The organism is Methanosarcina sp. DH2 (genome assembly GCF_020804225.1).
Lineage (GTDB): Archaea > Halobacteriota > Methanosarcinia > Methanosarcinales > Methanosarcinaceae > Methanosarcina.
The window spans coordinates 793,188-811,227 of sequence record NZ_WJBI01000001.1; the positions used below are offsets into that span (position 1 = coordinate 793,188).

Annotated in this window: 11 protein-coding genes and 1 pseudogene; 9 read left to right on the forward strand and 3 right to left on the reverse strand. The window is 38.1% G+C overall.

Translation table 11 applies throughout. The features are described from left to right. Together FXV91_RS03405 and FXV91_RS03410 are read left to right on the forward strand one after the other, a co-directional pair. A partial coding sequence (locus FXV91_RS03405) for an IS1634 family transposase (RefSeq protein WP_229388316.1) occupies positions 1–609 on the forward strand: 609 nt, incomplete at its 5' end. 302 nt (positions 610–911) lie between these two features. After that, entirely contained in the window at positions 912–1,151 is a 240-nt protein-coding gene (locus tag FXV91_RS03410) for a hypothetical protein (RefSeq protein WP_229388317.1), read from the forward strand. An 804-nt stretch (positions 1,152–1,955) separates the two neighbouring features. Here the strand turns inward: FXV91_RS03410 and FXV91_RS03415 are convergent. Continuing rightward, positions 1,956–3,110: a hypothetical protein gene (locus FXV91_RS03415; protein WP_229388319.1), complete on the reverse strand. Its 1,155-nt coding sequence runs from the start codon at positions 3,108–3,110 to the stop codon at positions 1,956–1,958. 1,049 nt (positions 3,111–4,159) lie between these two features. Here FXV91_RS03415 and FXV91_RS03420 point away from each other — a divergent pair. Then, entirely contained in the window at positions 4,160–4,306 is a 147-nt protein-coding gene (locus FXV91_RS03420; protein ID WP_229388321.1) for a hypothetical protein, read from the forward strand. A gap of 2 nt (positions 4,307–4,308) precedes the next feature. After that, positions 4,309–4,860 carry a GNAT family N-acetyltransferase gene (locus FXV91_RS03425; protein WP_229388323.1) on the forward strand — a complete coding sequence of 184 codons (552 nt, stop codon included), beginning with the start codon at positions 4,309–4,311 and terminating at the stop codon, positions 4,858–4,860. Positions 4,861–5,200: 340 nt separating this feature from the next. Here FXV91_RS03425 and FXV91_RS03430 read toward each other — a convergent pair whose 3' ends face one another. After that, complete coding sequence (locus FXV91_RS03430) at positions 5,201–5,998, reverse strand: tocopherol cyclase family protein (protein WP_229388325.1); 798 nt, start codon at positions 5,996–5,998, stop codon at positions 5,201–5,203. A 1,383-nt stretch (positions 5,999–7,381) separates the two neighbouring features. Between FXV91_RS03430 and FXV91_RS03435 the strand changes: the two genes are divergently transcribed. The 5 genes and pseudogenes from FXV91_RS03435 to FXV91_RS03455 all read left to right on the forward strand — a co-directional run bounded on the left by FXV91_RS03435 (position 7,382) and on the right by FXV91_RS03455 (position 15,737). Then, complete coding sequence (locus FXV91_RS03435) at positions 7,382–8,788, forward strand: flippase (RefSeq protein WP_229388327.1); 1,407 nt, start codon at positions 7,382–7,384, stop codon at positions 8,786–8,788. A 529-nt stretch (positions 8,789–9,317) separates the two neighbouring features. Then, a pseudogene (locus tag FXV91_RS03440) lies at positions 9,318–10,128 on the forward strand (IS5 family transposase). 645 nt (positions 10,129–10,773) lie between these two features. Continuing rightward, positions 10,774–13,170 (forward strand): glycosyltransferase family 4 protein, encoded by a 2,397-nt coding sequence (locus FXV91_RS03445; RefSeq protein WP_229388329.1) that lies wholly within the window; start codon positions 10,774–10,776, stop codon positions 13,168–13,170. Positions 13,171–13,180: 10 nt separating this feature from the next. After that, a complete protein-coding gene (locus FXV91_RS03450; RefSeq protein WP_229388331.1) occupies positions 13,181–14,215 on the forward strand; it encodes a glycosidase in 1,035 nt (344 codons plus the stop codon). Between the two features lie 166 nt (positions 14,216–14,381). After that, entirely contained in the window at positions 14,382–15,737 is a 1,356-nt protein-coding gene (locus FXV91_RS03455; RefSeq protein ID WP_229388332.1) for a glycosyltransferase, read from the forward strand. Between the two features lie 633 nt (positions 15,738–16,370). Here the strand turns inward: FXV91_RS03455 and FXV91_RS03460 are convergent. After that, positions 16,371–16,640, reverse strand: coding sequence for a hypothetical protein (locus tag FXV91_RS03460; RefSeq protein WP_229388334.1), 270 nt, complete (start codon positions 16,638–16,640; stop codon positions 16,371–16,373). Positions 16,641–18,040 lie beyond the last annotated feature (1,400 nt).

Genomic DNA, 18,040 nt, shown 5'->3' on the forward strand with positions numbered 1-18,040 from the left:
AAAGAGAATCCTTACTGTTTGCTTGAAACTGTAGAGATTTCAACAGTTTCAACAAGGGAAAACGGTAAGAGAGGAAGGCCAAAGAAGGATGAAAAGCTTATCGTCCACTATGTTGTAAATGCAACAGCAGTCAGGAATGAAGAGATTACACTGAATGAAAAAGAGCATCAGGGAAGGTTTATAATTGCAAGCAATGATCTCAATCTTGATGCTGAAAAGATGCTGGATTACTACAAGAATCAAAGTAAGGTTGAAAAGGGATTCAGGTTTATAAAGGACAAAAGTTTCAGGGTTTCGGAGGTTTATTTGAAAAAACCTCAAAGAATTGAAGCTCTATCAATGGTAATGGTATTAACTCTAATGGTTTACTCGGTAGCAGAATGGAAGCTAAGAGAAAGGTTGAAAGAAACAGGGGAAACAATACCTGACCAAGTTAAAAAACAAACTCAAAAGCCCACTTTGAAGTGGACTTTTATGCTAATGAGGGAGATTACAGAAGTAAAAGTGGAAGTTGATTCAAAAGTAGTAACTCAAATTGCCAACATGGATGAAATTAAGGGCAAGATAATAAGGTTGATGGGGAAAAATTGCGAAAAATACTACTTTTGAGTGGGGATCTGCGGAAAGTCAGGTATAAGTATATTCTGTTGAATTAAAGAGGATCAAACAACAATGAAACTGCTCACATGGAATATCAATCATCGCACATTCAATAGAAAGATTCCATATCACATGGCTAATGCGATTGCCTCACTGACACCTGATGTCATTGTGCTTACAGAATATGTCCCTAGCTCGGCACATCAAAGATTCATTGAACAACTTTATTCATATGGATTCACACATCATGTTATGTCGAAGCGAGTACTCAAAGAAAATCAAGTTTTCATCGCTGCGAATACGACACTTGAATGATTATGGAAATTTTAACTGCTTATGTTCGAAAAAACTCATCCATTGAAGATCAGAAAGTAAAGGAACTGGGTAAAGTACAATTTGATATTCAAGCAATTCTTTCTGTTATCAAAAAACGCAATAAACCCGATGATTTTATAGAGCCCTATGGTCTAGATCTGCAAGACACTTATCTCTGCAAGGCCAATATCTCAGGGGCTCTTCTTCAGGGAGCTAACCTTCAGGAGCTAACCTGAAAGGAACTAACCTGAAAGGAGCCGATTTTACAGAGATTGACTTCACTGATTATACTATTATCAAAGAGGCTAACTTTGAAGGGGCTCACCTTGAAGGAGCCGATTTTACAGAGGTTGACTTTGCAGAGTATGATACCGATAGTTCATTATTACCTGGGCTTCACAATAAGCATGACTTAACAATTAACCAACTTTCAAAAGTAAAATCACTTTATGGAGCAACAAACTTGAATCCTGAACTCCAAACACCATTAAGAGAGAAACACCCTGAGCTTTTTAACGAAACTAATGAACATAAACGGTATCGAGAATTCTTTATTCAATCACGACCGGCGTTGTAACCTCATTTTTTGCTATTTTTTTCTTCTAGAAAAAGCAGATCTGCACTTATCACTGCATGTCTCTTTTCTGGGGTTCGAAGTCTCAAACAGCTGATTACAGTTTTTACATAACTTCTGGTTCCGTTGTAAAAAATTCAAAAAAATATGTACCCTACGTTCCGCATTTTTAAGCGCATAAAGGCCCCTGATGTTGGATTATGCGCTTAAAATATAAGCACATAATTTTTTGGACTGAATTTCAAAATCGGCATCAATTGAGATTATATATTTGTAATAATGCTTAATATGCGCTTAAAATATGGGAACTAAGTGTTTAATCTAGAGTTCCCCTGATTCTTCTCTTTCTAGTTGTGTTTAGTCGATTAGCCCACATCTTCTGTTAAGTTTTTGGTGCAAACTGGATAAATTAGTAATACCTACTAATCGTGTGTCGCCTTACCAGGGTCATACTTGAAACAATGCTTCATGAGAGTGATTTTACCGATATAAGCCACAAAGCCCTCTGCTTCAGCTTTTGAAAAAATGTCAAATTATGGACCGAGGCTTCTGCTAATTCAGGTTCTCCCCTGAAATCATATTTTGTATTACCTTTAACGAAACCGCGAATAAGTCCCGTCTCTGGAGAATATTCGATAAATGAATTGTCTCTCTGGACAGTGCCGATGATTGTGATGTCGTCGGAAGCGGAAGTCAGAGTATACAGGCCTGCCTTTTCATCAGAGACTGTCAGCAACCGGACCTGTTCCGAGGTATCTTCGGAAATCCCGCCACTGTTCAGAACGGTGACGTATTCCTGGTTCACGTTGTACGACATGTTAGTCCTCGCCCACCTAGTCCCGACCTCTGTCAGGGACGAAAATGAGACTCTGCCATCAGCATAGAGAACATAGGAAATTGTTATATTATGCGTGCTTTCGTTGACATTGCCTAAGATGAGGTTGCCTTTCTCACAGAGCATAACAATCTCGACTGTACCGTCCTCAGCAACCGTATCGATGTATCCGGCAAACTGTGTGGATGTTGTTTTCCCATGTGGGGTGATTTGACCGTAAAACACGTTTCCTTCCTGGCTGTCTATCAGGTAAACACTGTTCTGGGCAGTTGTCCACGTCCCAATGAGATCAGGAATCGCAGTTCTGTCATCGGGGACTGTTGTTCCGTTACGAACTGCGAGAGCCGTCTGGACCGTGACAACCCCACCTGAATTGGCAATCAGCCTCGTTGAGAAAAGATCGTCTGACTCGATGATACCGCTTCGGAACAATCTGGTATTCCCGTTATTTTCATAGCTGAAGAAATGCGTACCGTGTTTATCGTCAATGGCAAAAAACAAAGGAGAGCAGAAGATATCCTCCTCGATCGTAAACAGCCGGTCATACTGAGTGACGGTGTAAACTATTCCTGAGTTGTCTGCGGCAAACCAGCCGGAAGCAGAGTCGTAGGTGATACCTGACACGGTCGTAAAAACGCCGTTGATATCATATGGCACTTGCTTTAACCCGGTATTTGTCGCCGGGTGTTCAGGGCTGACATAACCCGCGGTGGCTGTTCCTATAATTAGAAAAAGAATTGCCAGGGAAAGACACAGTGCAATTGTTGTTCTGTAAAATGTTTTCATATCTCAATTCTCCTAATTTTTCTCATTACATTTTACAGGCATTTATTATTTTAAATGTTATTATGTTGAACTGTTGATTGACTTTATAAAGTATATTTTTGCTAATCAAAACAGGATAAGAGCTTATTCTTGTGCTCTCTATGAAGCTTTTAAGGATATGGTAGAGCAAGTACATTGAGCATTTTATAAGGCCTTGACAAGCAATGGCACTAGATTGGTTTCGGCTTTTGACGTTGAACCGGACAGTAATCGATCACAACTCTATATTCCGATATGATGCAGAACAACTGAATTCAGAAAAGCACAGTGTGAAGAGAAATAAAAAAATAAGAAAGTAATTAAAATAAATTGAAATTAAAAAATAAAAATTGTATTGCTAACATATGACTTTTTTAGTTCACTTTCTCTGATTTTTCTTGGTATCACTGCATAGGCCAGCATAGCCATACCTATGGATGAGAGAATCGCACCAAGAAAATAATATTCGAAGCAAGCTCCTGCAATGATAAAAAATAATCCTAATAGCAAGAATCCTATGCGTTCTATGCGTTCTATGCGTTCTATGCGTTTAGAGAAGTCTGTAAGAAATTCAAAGAATCCCAATAAACTATCACTTATAATATCACTGCTTCACAATATTTTAATGCATGTACCTGTTGATGTATTATTTGGTCTCTTGTAACAAGACTGTTATTCATGAAATTTTACACAGCAACAAATAATAAAAGGTTGCTATAATCAATTTATATGTATGAAAAAAATGCCAGAAACAAGCCTAAAAAACAGAGAAATAACAACATTATTAGATCAAAACGTTGCTATCATTTCTAATCATTGAAGTTTAGGAAGATTTTAATCTATCAGGGATATCCTATAAGACCTTGATCAGACTTAGAAGCCTGCGTCTTGCATTTCAGAAAAACCGGATAATAAAAAATAATGGTGGAAATTCTGGAAATAATATATTTCTTGCTGATAGCTCAGAGGACTGCAATAAAGATATATAATCCTAACATAGATTAATCAATTAAACAAAAGAGGTATTCACAATGGCAAAACCTATTGAACTCGGGCTTGTTCTTGAAGGGGAAGATGCAAAAGAGTTCTTCAGAAATGAAAGAAATCCGGTGGTATCAGAGGAACTAATAGGATTGTTTAGGCGAGGAAAGAAAATATATGAGAAAAACAGGTTTTAATTTTGCCTTCTATTATTCCAGATTCTGAACTTTACATAGTACCCCTTGATAAAAGTCATAATCTTTCTTCTTTTAATTGCCTAAGTCCGGAATTGAATGATTTTTTGAAAAACGACGCTTTAGATGATCAGATTAATATGATCAGTAGAACCGGTTTGTGCTTTTGGAAAGACAAATTCGTAGGATTTGTTGCTCTGATAGCTGATACGATTGAAGCTAAAGCTGTAACAGATGGAATCGAGCATTACGAATATCGCAAATATCCAAGAGTTAAAATTGCAAGATTGGCAGTTGATTCCAGATTTGAAAGAAAAGGAATAGGCACGTATCTATTAGCAGCAGCAATAGGTAAAACGCTGTCAGTTTGTGAGAGCATAAGATGCAGATACATTCTTGTTGATTCGAAAAAAAATTCAAGTGGCTTCTATCAAAAAAATGGATTTAAACTTGTAGAAAAATATAGAAACAGGGAGTTTATTCCAATGTATCTTAACCTACAGCCGATAGTTGCTGCAATTGAAAAAGCAGATTTTGATAAATCAAAAAGCAATTGAATCACATGGAAATAAGAAACCATTGTATAAATTTTGGTAATTACTTTTGTATGATAATTTGTAACTCCCAGAACCACACGTATACAAAGAGATTTTCATTGAGTTTCTAAAAAAGCTAACAAGTTTTTAGGGCAGTACTCCGCATCTTCGTATATTCAATAAACTATTCTTTTTTCTATCTTTTCTCTATTCATTTAAGATAGCAACTTTTAGGACAAAAGATTGCTATCCGACAAATGAAAGCTTCAAGAAAACCCACTATTATCTTGTATGTGACAAAGATAAATCAAATGAAATAATGAATTTGGTTAGAAAATGCGAATCGACATCAATTAAAACCTTATTTCTTCAAGCCTTTTATCAGTTCTGCAATATCGCCCATGAATTCCAGACCGGCATTTCTCCCTGTCCCCGAATAGATAAGCTCTGTGCCAGAACCGTTTTTCTTCAATAGAGTCACATTGATACTGGAGCGTAACGACTCATTGACCTTTGCCGTCATTTCTCCCAGTTTTGGCGCCGGGAGCTCGACACCTTCCGACCTGTCCGCATCGATGTCGAGCCGGTATTCTTTATTTTCCAGCCGGATCCGAATGTTATTGTCGGTCACATCGAGTGCGGTTACCTTTGCCCCGGAATACGTCGTAAATCTGTATAATTTTATGTCATATAAGAAGCCGAAGATGTAACCCGTGAAATAATTGCCGAGCCAGGGTATCTTCGCGATCGATCCAGAGAGTGATATACCTTCCCGGCCGAAGTGGTTAGTTTGCATCCATATCCAGGAGGAAGGCATCGAAACGCCCCAATCCTTTTCGATATAGCCCCTACCACCCGTCAGGTCTGTCCTTATGCTGTCAGCCTCTATGAACCCCTCGATGGCATGGTCCATGCTCAATATGCCGTGATAGCATTCCATGCCCGGCACGAACGCATACCAGCCCATCACCCCCGGGGACAGCAGCTTCACGGGCCAGGGATGCATATTCTTGAAACTGGTTTGGGCAGCTATCAGGTCTCCACCCTGTTCGAGGTTGAGTCTCATCCCATCAATGCTGAACGAAGATCCACCAATGGTAAGCTCGAACTTTTTATCGTTCGCCTTAAGGTCGTCGAGCGGATACTTGAAATAGCGCATTCGCTGTGCTCGGCATCCATGAACATGATGAATGCATGGGACTTTAACGGGTTCCTGGCTATGGAGACTCCGGGGATGACAGCATAGGCGTTCTTTTCACTGCGATCCACCATCTTAAAATACCAGCCCTCAAAGAAATCCTTTTTTTTTCTCCGGCCGTGGAATATTCCCGGCTTCAAGGTATCGAGCATCACATATGACAGGAGGGCCGTCTTTAAAATCTTGTGGATTATCCCTGCTTTCGCCTGCCTAAAAAGTCACAGCAGCAGGCGAGACCATCATTTAGGAGAATTTTTAATCTTTTCTGAAACGACAGGTTTACCATTATTCCTCGGGCATTCGACTGTAACTAAAAATAGAAGAATATGAGAATTCTCTCATTTGTATTTGAACTGATCCCAAAACTCAAAAATACATGTCTAAATTTCAAATTCCGAATGACCAATAAAATTTCTGATCCTGAAAATTGTTCTGAAGCACTTATTGATGTGAAAATAAACTCTACATCTATGTACATCTACGGGATGTAGGTTACCAGGTCTTTTTCTCCCATTAGTAATACAATTTTTGTCTTCCTTTTCTCTGTCGTTTGGAATATAAGAATTTAATTTAATTTAATTTAATTTAATTTAATTTAGTTTAGTTTAGTTTAGTTTAGTCTAGTTTAATTTAATTTAGTTTAGTCTATTTTAATTTAATTTTAACAGTAACGTCACTTTAATTTTAATTTCAAACAATCAACAATTTAAAAAATATAACTCTTCTTATATGTAAATTATTACAGAAAAACTATAATTCGCCCTCTTTGGTTAGATTTTAGAGAATATTCTTTTGTTTGCAATTTTCGTAATTGACCCATGCCCTAATCTCTTAACTTTTTTAAGCTTATTTAAATTTCAAGGCATATCTTAACGTTTCTTGCGCCGAAATACCCTGATGTCTCTACGCAGATTTGCTTTGATTCCGCCCTTATCCCGAGACAAATTCTCTCAAATTAGATTATTTCTGTAACGCCTGAATCCAAACGGAAATGTTTGAAAATTATGAGTAAGTATTCAGTATTAAAATTGTTTTAATGAGCTTTAAAGAAGGAAAAAACAAGTGAAAAATAAAGAGATTGCAGAGAAGAATTTTCTAGATTTCAATCTTGAGTTGACTAAAATTGGTTTACAAGTCGTCAATGGCTGGGTAACAGAATTCTGTTTTTGTCCGTTAGTTCGAGAATATTGGAACGACAATAAAACGGTGTTAACATGTCAGTTAACGACTCTGTCAACCGAATAGTGCTAGGCTCCGGTGTAATATTTACAGGCACATTTATTGGATTGCTCTTCGATATTACTATTAAAGGAGTGCTCACTTCATATCTGTCGCCGGCCGACTTTGGAACATATACCCTGCGCTTACAGTAATATCGATTACAGGGGCTATTCTCTAGGGCTTAATGAAGGAGTGCCAAGGTATATTGCATACTTCAGAGGCAGGAATGAAGACTACAAGATTCATGAATTAATTATATCAGCAGCAGCCATGGGTCTGATAGCAGCTGTACTTGCCATGCTGGTCTCACCGGCATTATTCGAGTGTCTGGTTGGAGAGGGATTCGACATAAAGGGAAAAATCCTGTCCGTCGTTAAAATTATGATTTTTGCCCTTCCTTTTACTATACTTTTGAATGTGGCAGTAGCAATCTACAGAGGATTCGATCGTACCAACGTAAATATGTACTTCTATAATATCATAAGACCCCTGTCCCTGCTAGTATTTGCTTCAACTGCCGTATTCTTCGGCGTATCTTTTCACGGAATAGTGTTTGTGGATCTGCTTTCCATGATATTTACATTTGGTGTAATGTCAGTATACTTTATGAAAAGGCCCCCATTTAAACTGAAATTAAAACTTAAGTTTAATGAACCTACAAAGCAATTGATTAGATATTCTTTCCCGCTTTTAATAACTGCGACTCTTTTAAACTTTATGACCTGGACAGACACTATAATGCTTGGTTATTTCAAGTCAGCCGAAGTGGTCGGAGTTTATAGTGCAGTGTATCCCCTGGTAGGTTTTTTGTCCATGATAATCGGTTCTATGGGATTTGTATACATTCCTGTAATCTCAAAGCTTTGGGGGGAAAACAGGACTGAATTAATTGGACCTATCTACCAGATAACGACCAAATGGTGTTTCCTGTTCACCTTTCCAATCTTTGTGTTGATGTTTGTGTACCCCGAATTTCTTCTCACGAGAATCTATGGAGCAGAATACGCAAGTGGAGTTACAGTCCTTCGCATCCTGTCCCTGGGGTTCATAACAAACTCATACTTCGGATTTAACTATCACACAATAATGGCATATGGAGATTCTGACTTCCTTATGAAGTGTTCGATGGCAAGTGCGGGAATGAATGTCCTTCTCAACTTCATACTTATACCTCAATATGGAATGATAGGAGCAGCAATTGCATCTTCCGTATCTTTTGCGTCAATTGAAGTCTTTATGACCTTAAAAACCTGGAAGAAACAGAACATGCACCCTTTCACTTCGACGTACAGAAGATTAACCTTCATCGACATTTTTATGGTCGTGGCTATGTATGCAGCCGGAAAAGCACTTCTGTTGACTGGAACAAACCTGGAATATACAGCTTTTATTATAGTTTACTTTGTGATTATCCGGTACGCAAATGTGCTGGAAGACGCAGAGATGGACATGACGAGAAAAATAAGTAATTCTATTAGGTATAATATAGACATCCACATCCTTCAAGCACTTAAAGCTCTTGCATCCTAATTTACTTTCAGAATTGTCAAGAAGCCGGCAAATATCCCTTTGAAGAATGCCGGTAATTCTATTTTTGCGCAGTTTTTAAGTTAAAAAGTTCTGTATCATACTTTTGGCAGGTAACTTATTTTTTCCCGAGTATTATTAATGATAGCGCTTTTGTAGGAAAACATATCGCTTCCCAGACTAAACATCGTTGCAAAATGTTCGTTGATTATTATAGTGGTGAGATTTGGGCCATATGTTAACACTTTAAATACAATTTATAGGATGTTCAAAAACAATATTGTCAAAATATCTAACTCTTTATGTCGACCCGCTGAATATAGGATCGTGGGGGAAGTTACTGAAAACAGCAAACAGAGAGTAATTTCAAATTTGTACAGACAAAACAAATATGCCCGCTTTGTCAGATTTAATCAATAACACACGGACACAACCCTTATTTTTGATCATTATTTCTATTAATCAATTTTCCAGGCTATATCTGAGAGCCTGTCCTAAAACTAAATAATTCCTATAATCTGATTGTTCGTCAATGCCAAAACAATATAGAAGACTTCCTTATCCCAGTGATTTAACCGATAAAGAATGGAAATTAATTAAGCTTTATTTCCAGAATCCCAGAACGAATCGAGGTAGAAAACGTGTTCATTCCTATCGAGAAATATTGAATACCATCTTCTATTTGTTACGTTCTGGTTGTGCCTGGCGAATGTTACCTCACGAATTTCTACAATGGAAAACTGTTTACCATTATTTCCGCCTTTGGCGGATTAAAGGAACCTGGGAACATATCAATGCTGCATTGAGAACGGAATTGAGAGTTGCGTATGGCAGAGAACCAGATCCGAGTGCAGCGATTTTAGATAGCCAATAGTTAAAACCACAGAAACACGAGGAATATGCGGCTATCATGCTGGCAAGAAAGTAAAAGGGAGAAAACGCCGCATTCTGGTGGATACAATAGGATTACTGTTAATGGTTATAGTTCATGCAGCAAATATTCAGGATCGAGATGGGGCTAAAATTATTATGGAACAAGTTACTGGAAGATTTTCTCGGTTGAAGTTAATTTGGTCAAATGCTGGTTACTCGGGTAAACTGGTTTATTGGGTCAATGTAATGTGTGGATGGGTACTGGAAATAGTTAAGCGCGACGATGTCAAAGGCGTTAAAGTACTTCCTCACAGATGGATTGTAGAGCGGACATTTGCATGGCTGGGTCGATATCGCCTTTGAGTAAAGATTACGAAGGTTTGACAGAATCAAGTCAAGCGTTGGTGTATGCTGCGATCATACACATAATGATTAGACGACTGAGTCGTATCAAAACGTTAACCGAATGAGAAAAATATAATATTCAGACACGCTCTGAGATATAGGTTTAAAAGGAGTTGGCTCAAAACCCAGTCTTCAGTATATTCAGTTTCCAATACGAATAGAAAAAGCCGGTTGCTATACCTAAATAACCGTCTTTTAACAAACGTTTGGGTTGAATTTTTTTATAGATACGTCAACATAATATTTAATTAGGTTTGGAAAAAGACAACTATACATTTATATAGTATATAAACGGTATATAATGGAAGGTAGGTAAAAGACAAAAATGCCCTAATCTGGGAGGATTAACTCGTCAAGAGAAGTCCCAGCCAGATTGAGAAGTCTATAAAAACATAAGGCAGTTATGGAAGTTATTGATAAGCTAACTTTTTAATGAGCTAAGTTTTTGATAAGCTAACTTTTGATAAGCTAACTTTTTAATGAGCTAAGTTTTTGATAAGCTAACTTTTGATAAGTTAACTTTTTGGGGGACTTCCAGATTAAATCATGGAAGTTTTGATGAGCTAACTTTTTGATGAGCTTCCAGACGGAGTCATGGAAGTTTTTGATGAGCTTCCAGACGAAGTCATGGAAGTTTTGATGAGCCAGGTATTTGTAAATAGATAATTGGGAAAGTGAGAAATAAATTAATGCAAGTTTGGAGGGATTACTTGAATAAGCAATTAAAAGTATTATTTATAGGGACTTATGTTCCAAAAGAGTGTGGGATTGCTACATTCACTTCTGATCTTTTAAATTCGGTTTCTGGAGATGACAAAGGAGTTCATTGCGAAGTTATTGCATTGAATGATCCTTCTGAAACTTACAATTATCCGAAAGAGGTCGTTTTTCAAATTCAAAGAGACAAGATAGATGACTACTACCGCGCTGCTGACTACATAAATCAATCTGATGCCGATATTGTGTGCCTTCAACATGAATTCGGCCTTTTTTGCGGGGATGCAGGCGACTACATATTTGCTATTTTATCAGGAATAAACAAGCCTGTAATAACCACAATGCATACTGTAATTCAGGAGCCTGACACTGAATATCTGGTATCCACTGAAAAGCTCATCAGGTATTCCGAAAAACTGGTTGTAATGAGCCAGACGGCAGTCGATATGCTAAAAGATGTTTATGAGGTTCCTGAGGACAAAATAGAAGTCATATTCCATGGAGTACCGGACTATCCGTTTAACAACTGTGAAAAGTATAAAAAAATACTGGGTCTTAAAGGATCTCCACTTGTTCTTACTTTTGGTCTGCTGAGCCAGAATAAAGGGATAGAAAGTATGTTAGATGCTCTTCCTGGGGTTGTAAGTCGATATCAGGACCTTAAGTATCTTATTCTGGGCGCTACGCATCCTATGGTTAAAAGGAAGCAGGGAGAAACATACAGGCAATGTCTCAAAAACAAGGTTTCAGAACTTGGGCTTGAGAATAACGTGATATTTCACGATAAATTTGTCGAAAAAGAAGAACTCTGCAATTATATCCTGGCCAGTGATGTTTACGTATCTCCTTATCTTTCCAGGGAACAGATTGTCAGTGGCGCTCTGACCTATGCCATGGGTATGGGAAAAGCGATAGTATCCACTCCTTACTGGTATGCCCAGGAAATGCTTTCCGATAACCGTGGGTTGCTCGTAGATTTCGGAGATAAGGACGGTTTTAAAAATTCCCTTTTATACTTAATTGAAAATCCAGAAGAGTGCGATATTATGCGCAAAAAAGCGTACGATTTTGGTAGAAAAATGACCTGGAAAAATGTAGGTAAAGAATATAATGCCGTTTTTAGCAAGGCTTTAAAGAAATACAATATCTATCCCAAAATACAAAACAGATTTAATTTCCTTCCAGACCAGCTGCCTGAAGTTAAATTTGATCACCTTAAACTATTGACCGATGATACAGGCATTATACAGCACACCAATCTTGGTGTACCTGCTCGCCGTCATGGGTACAGCACTGATGATGTGGGCAGGGCTCTTGTTGCTCTAACACAGTTAATAAATAATGGGGAAAGGTCTGACGAGTTCTGCAAGTTAATTACGACATACACGAGCTTTCTTGAACATGCCCAGACAGACACGGGTCATTTTCATAACTTCATGAGCTATGAAAGAGAATTTTTAGACAAAAAAGGCAGTGAAGATACTCTTGGGCGTGCGATCTATGGGCTTGGACACATGATAAGTTGTCCTTACCTTCCAGAAAATATGCGCACGCTTGCACATACCCTTGTAAGCAGGTCCAAACCGGAAATGGAAAATCTGCGCTATCCGAGGGCAAAAGCCTATACAATGTGCGGCCTGTATGAGATACTCAAAAAAGGCGTAGATGCAGACGAATTTGGGTCTTTATTCTACTCACGCAGAGACGCTGTCAGGGTCAGAGACTCCCTTGCAGAAAAAGATACTTTTGAATCTATATTTACCAGCCATGCAGATTCTCTGGTTGACTTATATGAGGCGAACCATAAAGAGGACTGGGACTGGTTTGAACCTACAGTTACCTACGCCAATGCAAAGTTAAGTGAATCCCTTTTACTGGCATATGATTATACCAAAAACAGAACTTATAAAAAAATTGGTCTTGCTACTCTTGATTTCCTTACTGGGATTCAGTGGAAAGGGGACTTTTTTGACATCGTTGGGAACCAGGGCTGGTATTCTTACGATGGAGAAAAGCCAATTTTTGACCAGCAACCTATAGAGGCAGGTTACCTGACTCAGGCTTATATTTCGGCTTATGAAATTGTGCGTGAGAAAAAATATCTGGAACTTGCAAAATACTCTTTTGAATATTTCCTGGGCAGAAACCGGTTGAAAGCTGCCATATACGATTATTCAACAGGTGCAGTCTGCGACGGGCTCAACAGCGACGGCATGAACTGTAATCAGGGTGCAGAATCCGTAATCTGCTTCTTTATGGCTTTGAGCTCTTTAAATAAACACATAAATAAGCCCTTCAGTACGATATTGCAATCCAAAGTAAGCGATGAAGCAGATAACGGGGCTCTGCAGAGAACAAAGAATCTATTATCAGCAAATCAGGCGGAATGAGGGAAGTAACATGACCTGGAAAGAACATGGAGAACTGTTCCAAAGGTATAAGAAAAATCCTATACTTACTGTTGAAGATTGGCCGTATCAGGCCCATTCAGTGTTTAATCCTGCAGCCGTTATAGTTGATGGTCAAACTCTATTACTGGTGCGGGTCGAAGACCACAGGGGCTTTTCTCACTTTACCGTAGCCAGGAGTAATAATGGGATCGATGGCTGGGAAATTGACAGCGAACCAACCTTTTCTCCTGATCCTGTAAACCATCCTGAAGAGATATATGGCATTGAAGACCCACGTATAACTTACATTGATGAGATGGGAAAATGGGCTGTAGCATATACGGCTTTTTCGGATTCAGGTCCCTTACCAGCTCTTGCCTTTACAGAAGATTTCCGTAAGTTTGACCGAGTAGGACCTAGCATGCCTCCTGAAAATAAAGATGCTGCTGTTTTCCCTGTAAGATTTAATGGCATGTGGGCAATGCTACACAGGCCTGTATCTGGTATGCAGGGTGCAAAGGCAAATATCTGGATCTCTTTTTCTCCTGATATGAAATACTGGGGTGGACACGAAGTTCTTTTATATGCTCGAGAAGGCGGATGGTGGGATGCTCACAAGATAGGTTTATCACCACAGCCAATCCGTACACCTGACGGATGGTTAATAATGTATCATGGGGTACGCCATACAACATCTAAAGCAAGTTACCGACTTGGATTGGCCCTTCTTAACCTTGAAGATCCCAGAAAAGTGCTCCACAGATCAGAAGGATGGGTTTTTGGGCCCCGTGAAATGTATGAACGCAGTGGGGACGTTAATGATGTCGTTTTCCCTTGCGGATGGGTTCTGGTGAACGATGAAATTCGCATTTATTATGGAAGTGCGGATACTTCTGTATCAATGGCCAGCGCAAAAGTAAGCGATATACTTGAGTATATCCATGAGTGTCCTGAGATACAATGTCCTGAAGAATATTGTAGATCGTTTGAAGAAAACAGGGGTCTTTCCAATGATCCTAAAAAAGGTGATATAAAATTGAAATAAAATTAAAATAAAATTACAATTAAAATAAAATTACAATTAAAATAAAATTACAATTAAAATAAAATTACAATTAAAATAAAATTACAATTAAAATAAAATTACAATTAGATTCGAAGATAAATATTAAGAAGTGAGTATTTAGGGGGGGATTATTATAAAAATTGCAATGTTATCTCCGATTGCCTGGAGCACACCGCCTAAAAAATATGGGCCCTGGGAATCGATAGTCTCTTTATTAACCGAAGGACTGATAAAAAAGGGTATTGACGTCACGCTGTTTGCAACAGCAGATTCGCACACCGCAGCCAAACTTCATGCAGTATGTCCAAGACCCTACGAAGAAGATAAGGATATAATCACAAAGGTCTATGAATGTCTGCATATCTCAGAACTTTTTGAGAGAGCAAATGAGTTCGATATAATACACAATCATTTTGATTATCTTCCTCTTACCTACAGTGCACTTGTCGATACGCCTGTTGTGACAACAATACACGGCATTTCTTCAAGGAAAATTCTGCCTGTCTACAAAAAATACAACAATCGAACTTTTTATGTGTCCATAAGTGATGCCTGCAGGTGCAATGAGCTGGACTATATAGCAACAGTCCGACACGGAATCAAGATAGAAAGCTTTCATTTTAATGATAAGCCACAGGACTATCTCCTCTTTTTATCACGCCTGCACAAAGACAAGGGCACAAGAGAAGCAATAGAAGTTGCAAAAAAGACCGGAAGGAAACTTATAATAGCTGGCTTTATCGCGGATCAGGCCTATTTCGAAAAAGAAGTCAAGCCCCACATAGACAATGAACAGATCATTTATGAGGGTCATGTCGATCCTGAGCGGAAGAAAGAACTCCTGTCAAATGCATACGCTTTGCTGCACATGATCAATTATGATGAGCCTTTCGGGCTTGGTGTTATTGAAGCCATGGCAAGCGGTACACCGGTAATTGCAATGAACAGAGGTTCGATGCCTGAACTTATCAGTAATGGAGAGACTGGCTTTCTGGTTGATAGCGTTGATGAAGCTGCAAATGCTGTTCAAAAGGTTGCTTCCATATCCCGCAAAAAATGCAGAGAGAGCGTGGAAAAACGCTTCTCTGTTGACAGGATGGTGGACGATTACATCAAAGTGTACGAAACAATTCTTGAGAAATGCAAACGTGAGTCAGAAAGGCCCTGGGGGTACTATGAGGTACTTTTGCAGAAGCCAGGATGTAAAGTCAAAACTATTACGATTCTACCTCAGGGTGAAATCTCACTTCAGCGCCATGCTCATAGAAATGAGCACTGGTACATAGTCAGCGGAGAAGGGCTTGTAACTAAAAGCGGGAGTGAAATAAGGGTTCTTGCCGGAGATTCTGTCGACTTTCCGGTAAACGAGATTCATCGTATAAAAAATATAGACAATGAAAATCTTGTTTTCATTGAAATTGCACGGGGAGACTATCTGGGGGAAGATGATATCGAAAGGCTTGAGGACAAATATGGAAGAGTTGAACAGATCTGTATTTAATTAGTTTTTAACTGGTTTTTAACCAGTTTTTAGGTTGGAAATCCTGTGCATACATGAAGAAGTCGCTAAAGTTATAATAGTATAATATTCAAAATTAAAATGATTTTAAGACCCTCAGGGGACATTGAGGCGCGGTTAGCTTATAAGACAATTAACTAAAAAACTCCCACCTTCATGTTCAACTGAGAGAGCCTCAAGAAAATCGTTGAATAGAGCTTCGATTTCTTCCTGATCAAAATCATCGAGACAAAGATTGCTTTATTAAAAAACAGATACAAGAAACACTACAAGATGAACCACTAATCAGTAGAGAAATTTTTAAAATATCCAACTTTCATAAAAGTTATAAAACTTTATCTGTGCTTTTAATCCAGTTAGGACTTACGCAGTTGCCTGTTTTAAAGGCAATGTCATTTTCTCACTTCTCATACTAAGGATCCACCGCGAAAATAACATAGACCTATTTTTAGGCTGTACTCAACCATTTTCACACGCAAGCCCATCGATTTTGGTCCAAAATAATTATGTATTGCCTAAGTTATTTAGTAACGGTCCTTTAGCTTGATTGCTAATACTGACTAAGTGTTTTATCGAGCTCGACATTTTCAAGGCTCAATCCTTTTTAAACGAATATTACTTTTGAACTGATGTTTTTAGCATACAGGTTTCGGGAAATTTTTTGTCTCGGCGTTTCTGAGGAATCTCAGTTATTTTGAAATATGGCAGCCCCTTGACTGCCAGACGGGCCATAGAGTCTTCGATGTCCAGACTGTTGTGTTCTTTGATCTTTTCAGGTCCTGCTATGGTGTTGAGCAGCTCCGCAAGGGTTGGGCTGTTTGATTTCCATGTGCCATCGCTCCGCGTTTCTGCTGTAAAGATTTGCCATTCGATTTTTACTGACATAATATTCCCCCTCTTTCCATTCGAACTGCAAACTCAAAAAAACTGATTACTACCAGGACATACTTAGAGTACAAAATCAAGTACAATAAACGTTGTAACCCAATTTAAACGTTATACAGTTAAACTTTTAATACAATTGAGTTTTTCAGTTTAACTGCGTAAATCCTGTTTAGAGCCTGTCTGAATGTTCCTTATTGTTTACTTAAGGTTTGAGACTAGCCAATCTTTTAATCATTATATGGATCATAACAGCATAAATTAATGCTTGATGATTCTGGTAATCCTTCGTAGTTTTTACTTAGAAGCTGTCTTAAAATTCGAGACTTTTATTATTTTCTGGATTTACTATTTTCTGGATTTACTATTTTCTGAATTTACTATTTTCTGAATTTACTATTTTCTGGATTTTTGATTGCAGTCACTGGATTCTGAAAACAAATATAAATTTTGGCAATCTCAGAAGATATTAAAAAATCTCGGCATTTTTCATACAGAGTCCTCATCCGTAAATCATTATTGAATCGAGTCTTGCAGTACCTAGTTTTGTCCAGTAACTGCAAATACTACAATACTGGGTCTCGCCATCTGGGCGCAATTTCAGTTTAGCGTCGCATTTTGGACATATGTTTAGATGTTTCATGAATAAAACCCTTGAATTGTTATTTTTAAACTTGATATTTTTAAACTTGATAAAGAATCTTCTGAATATGTAATGCAAGAAGAAGCCCGAAGGCGCTGTATCTACTGTATCCCCCAATACAGCCTCTTCGAATATTATGCTCCCCCAAGCATATTGATTCGAAGTGGACCAGCAACCCCCAGGAAATTCTTTATGTGGTAGATTATATTGGTAGATACCCCATTTTACTTCCCAACTCCAGCACATAGTAATAGCATAAATTATATTAAATAAATTATACAAAAAATTGTTTTCAAGCAAAAAATTGCCTGGCGTAAAAAAATTCAGGCCTATTATAGCCCTTTTCTGAAGTAGGACTTAGTGGTTATGTAAAACAAGTAACAAAAGCAGAGTCTTAAATTAAAGCCTGCAATTTATTTTAAAACTTGCAGGACAGGAGATTATAGATGATATAACTGACAACTAACAAGCAGTCCCGTATTTCTCAGAGATTCAGAGATTAAAGACTGGATTTTTCGGCCTGCAGTCATGACTGGTTCGCTTTTAAGTCATAAGTGTTTTCAGCTACGTGCGCTAGAATTTGTAATGATGTTATTCGATATACACATTTTTTTCGAATTTTTGGAGCTAATTTTCGTCAAAGTCGGATTGTTTTATATGAAATAATCTTTTCAGCATATCTGTTAGAAGCCCAATACAGGATATCTTTAAGCTTGAAATCTTTTGTATATCAGATTTTTCGAGTCTCTTTCTATAAGGG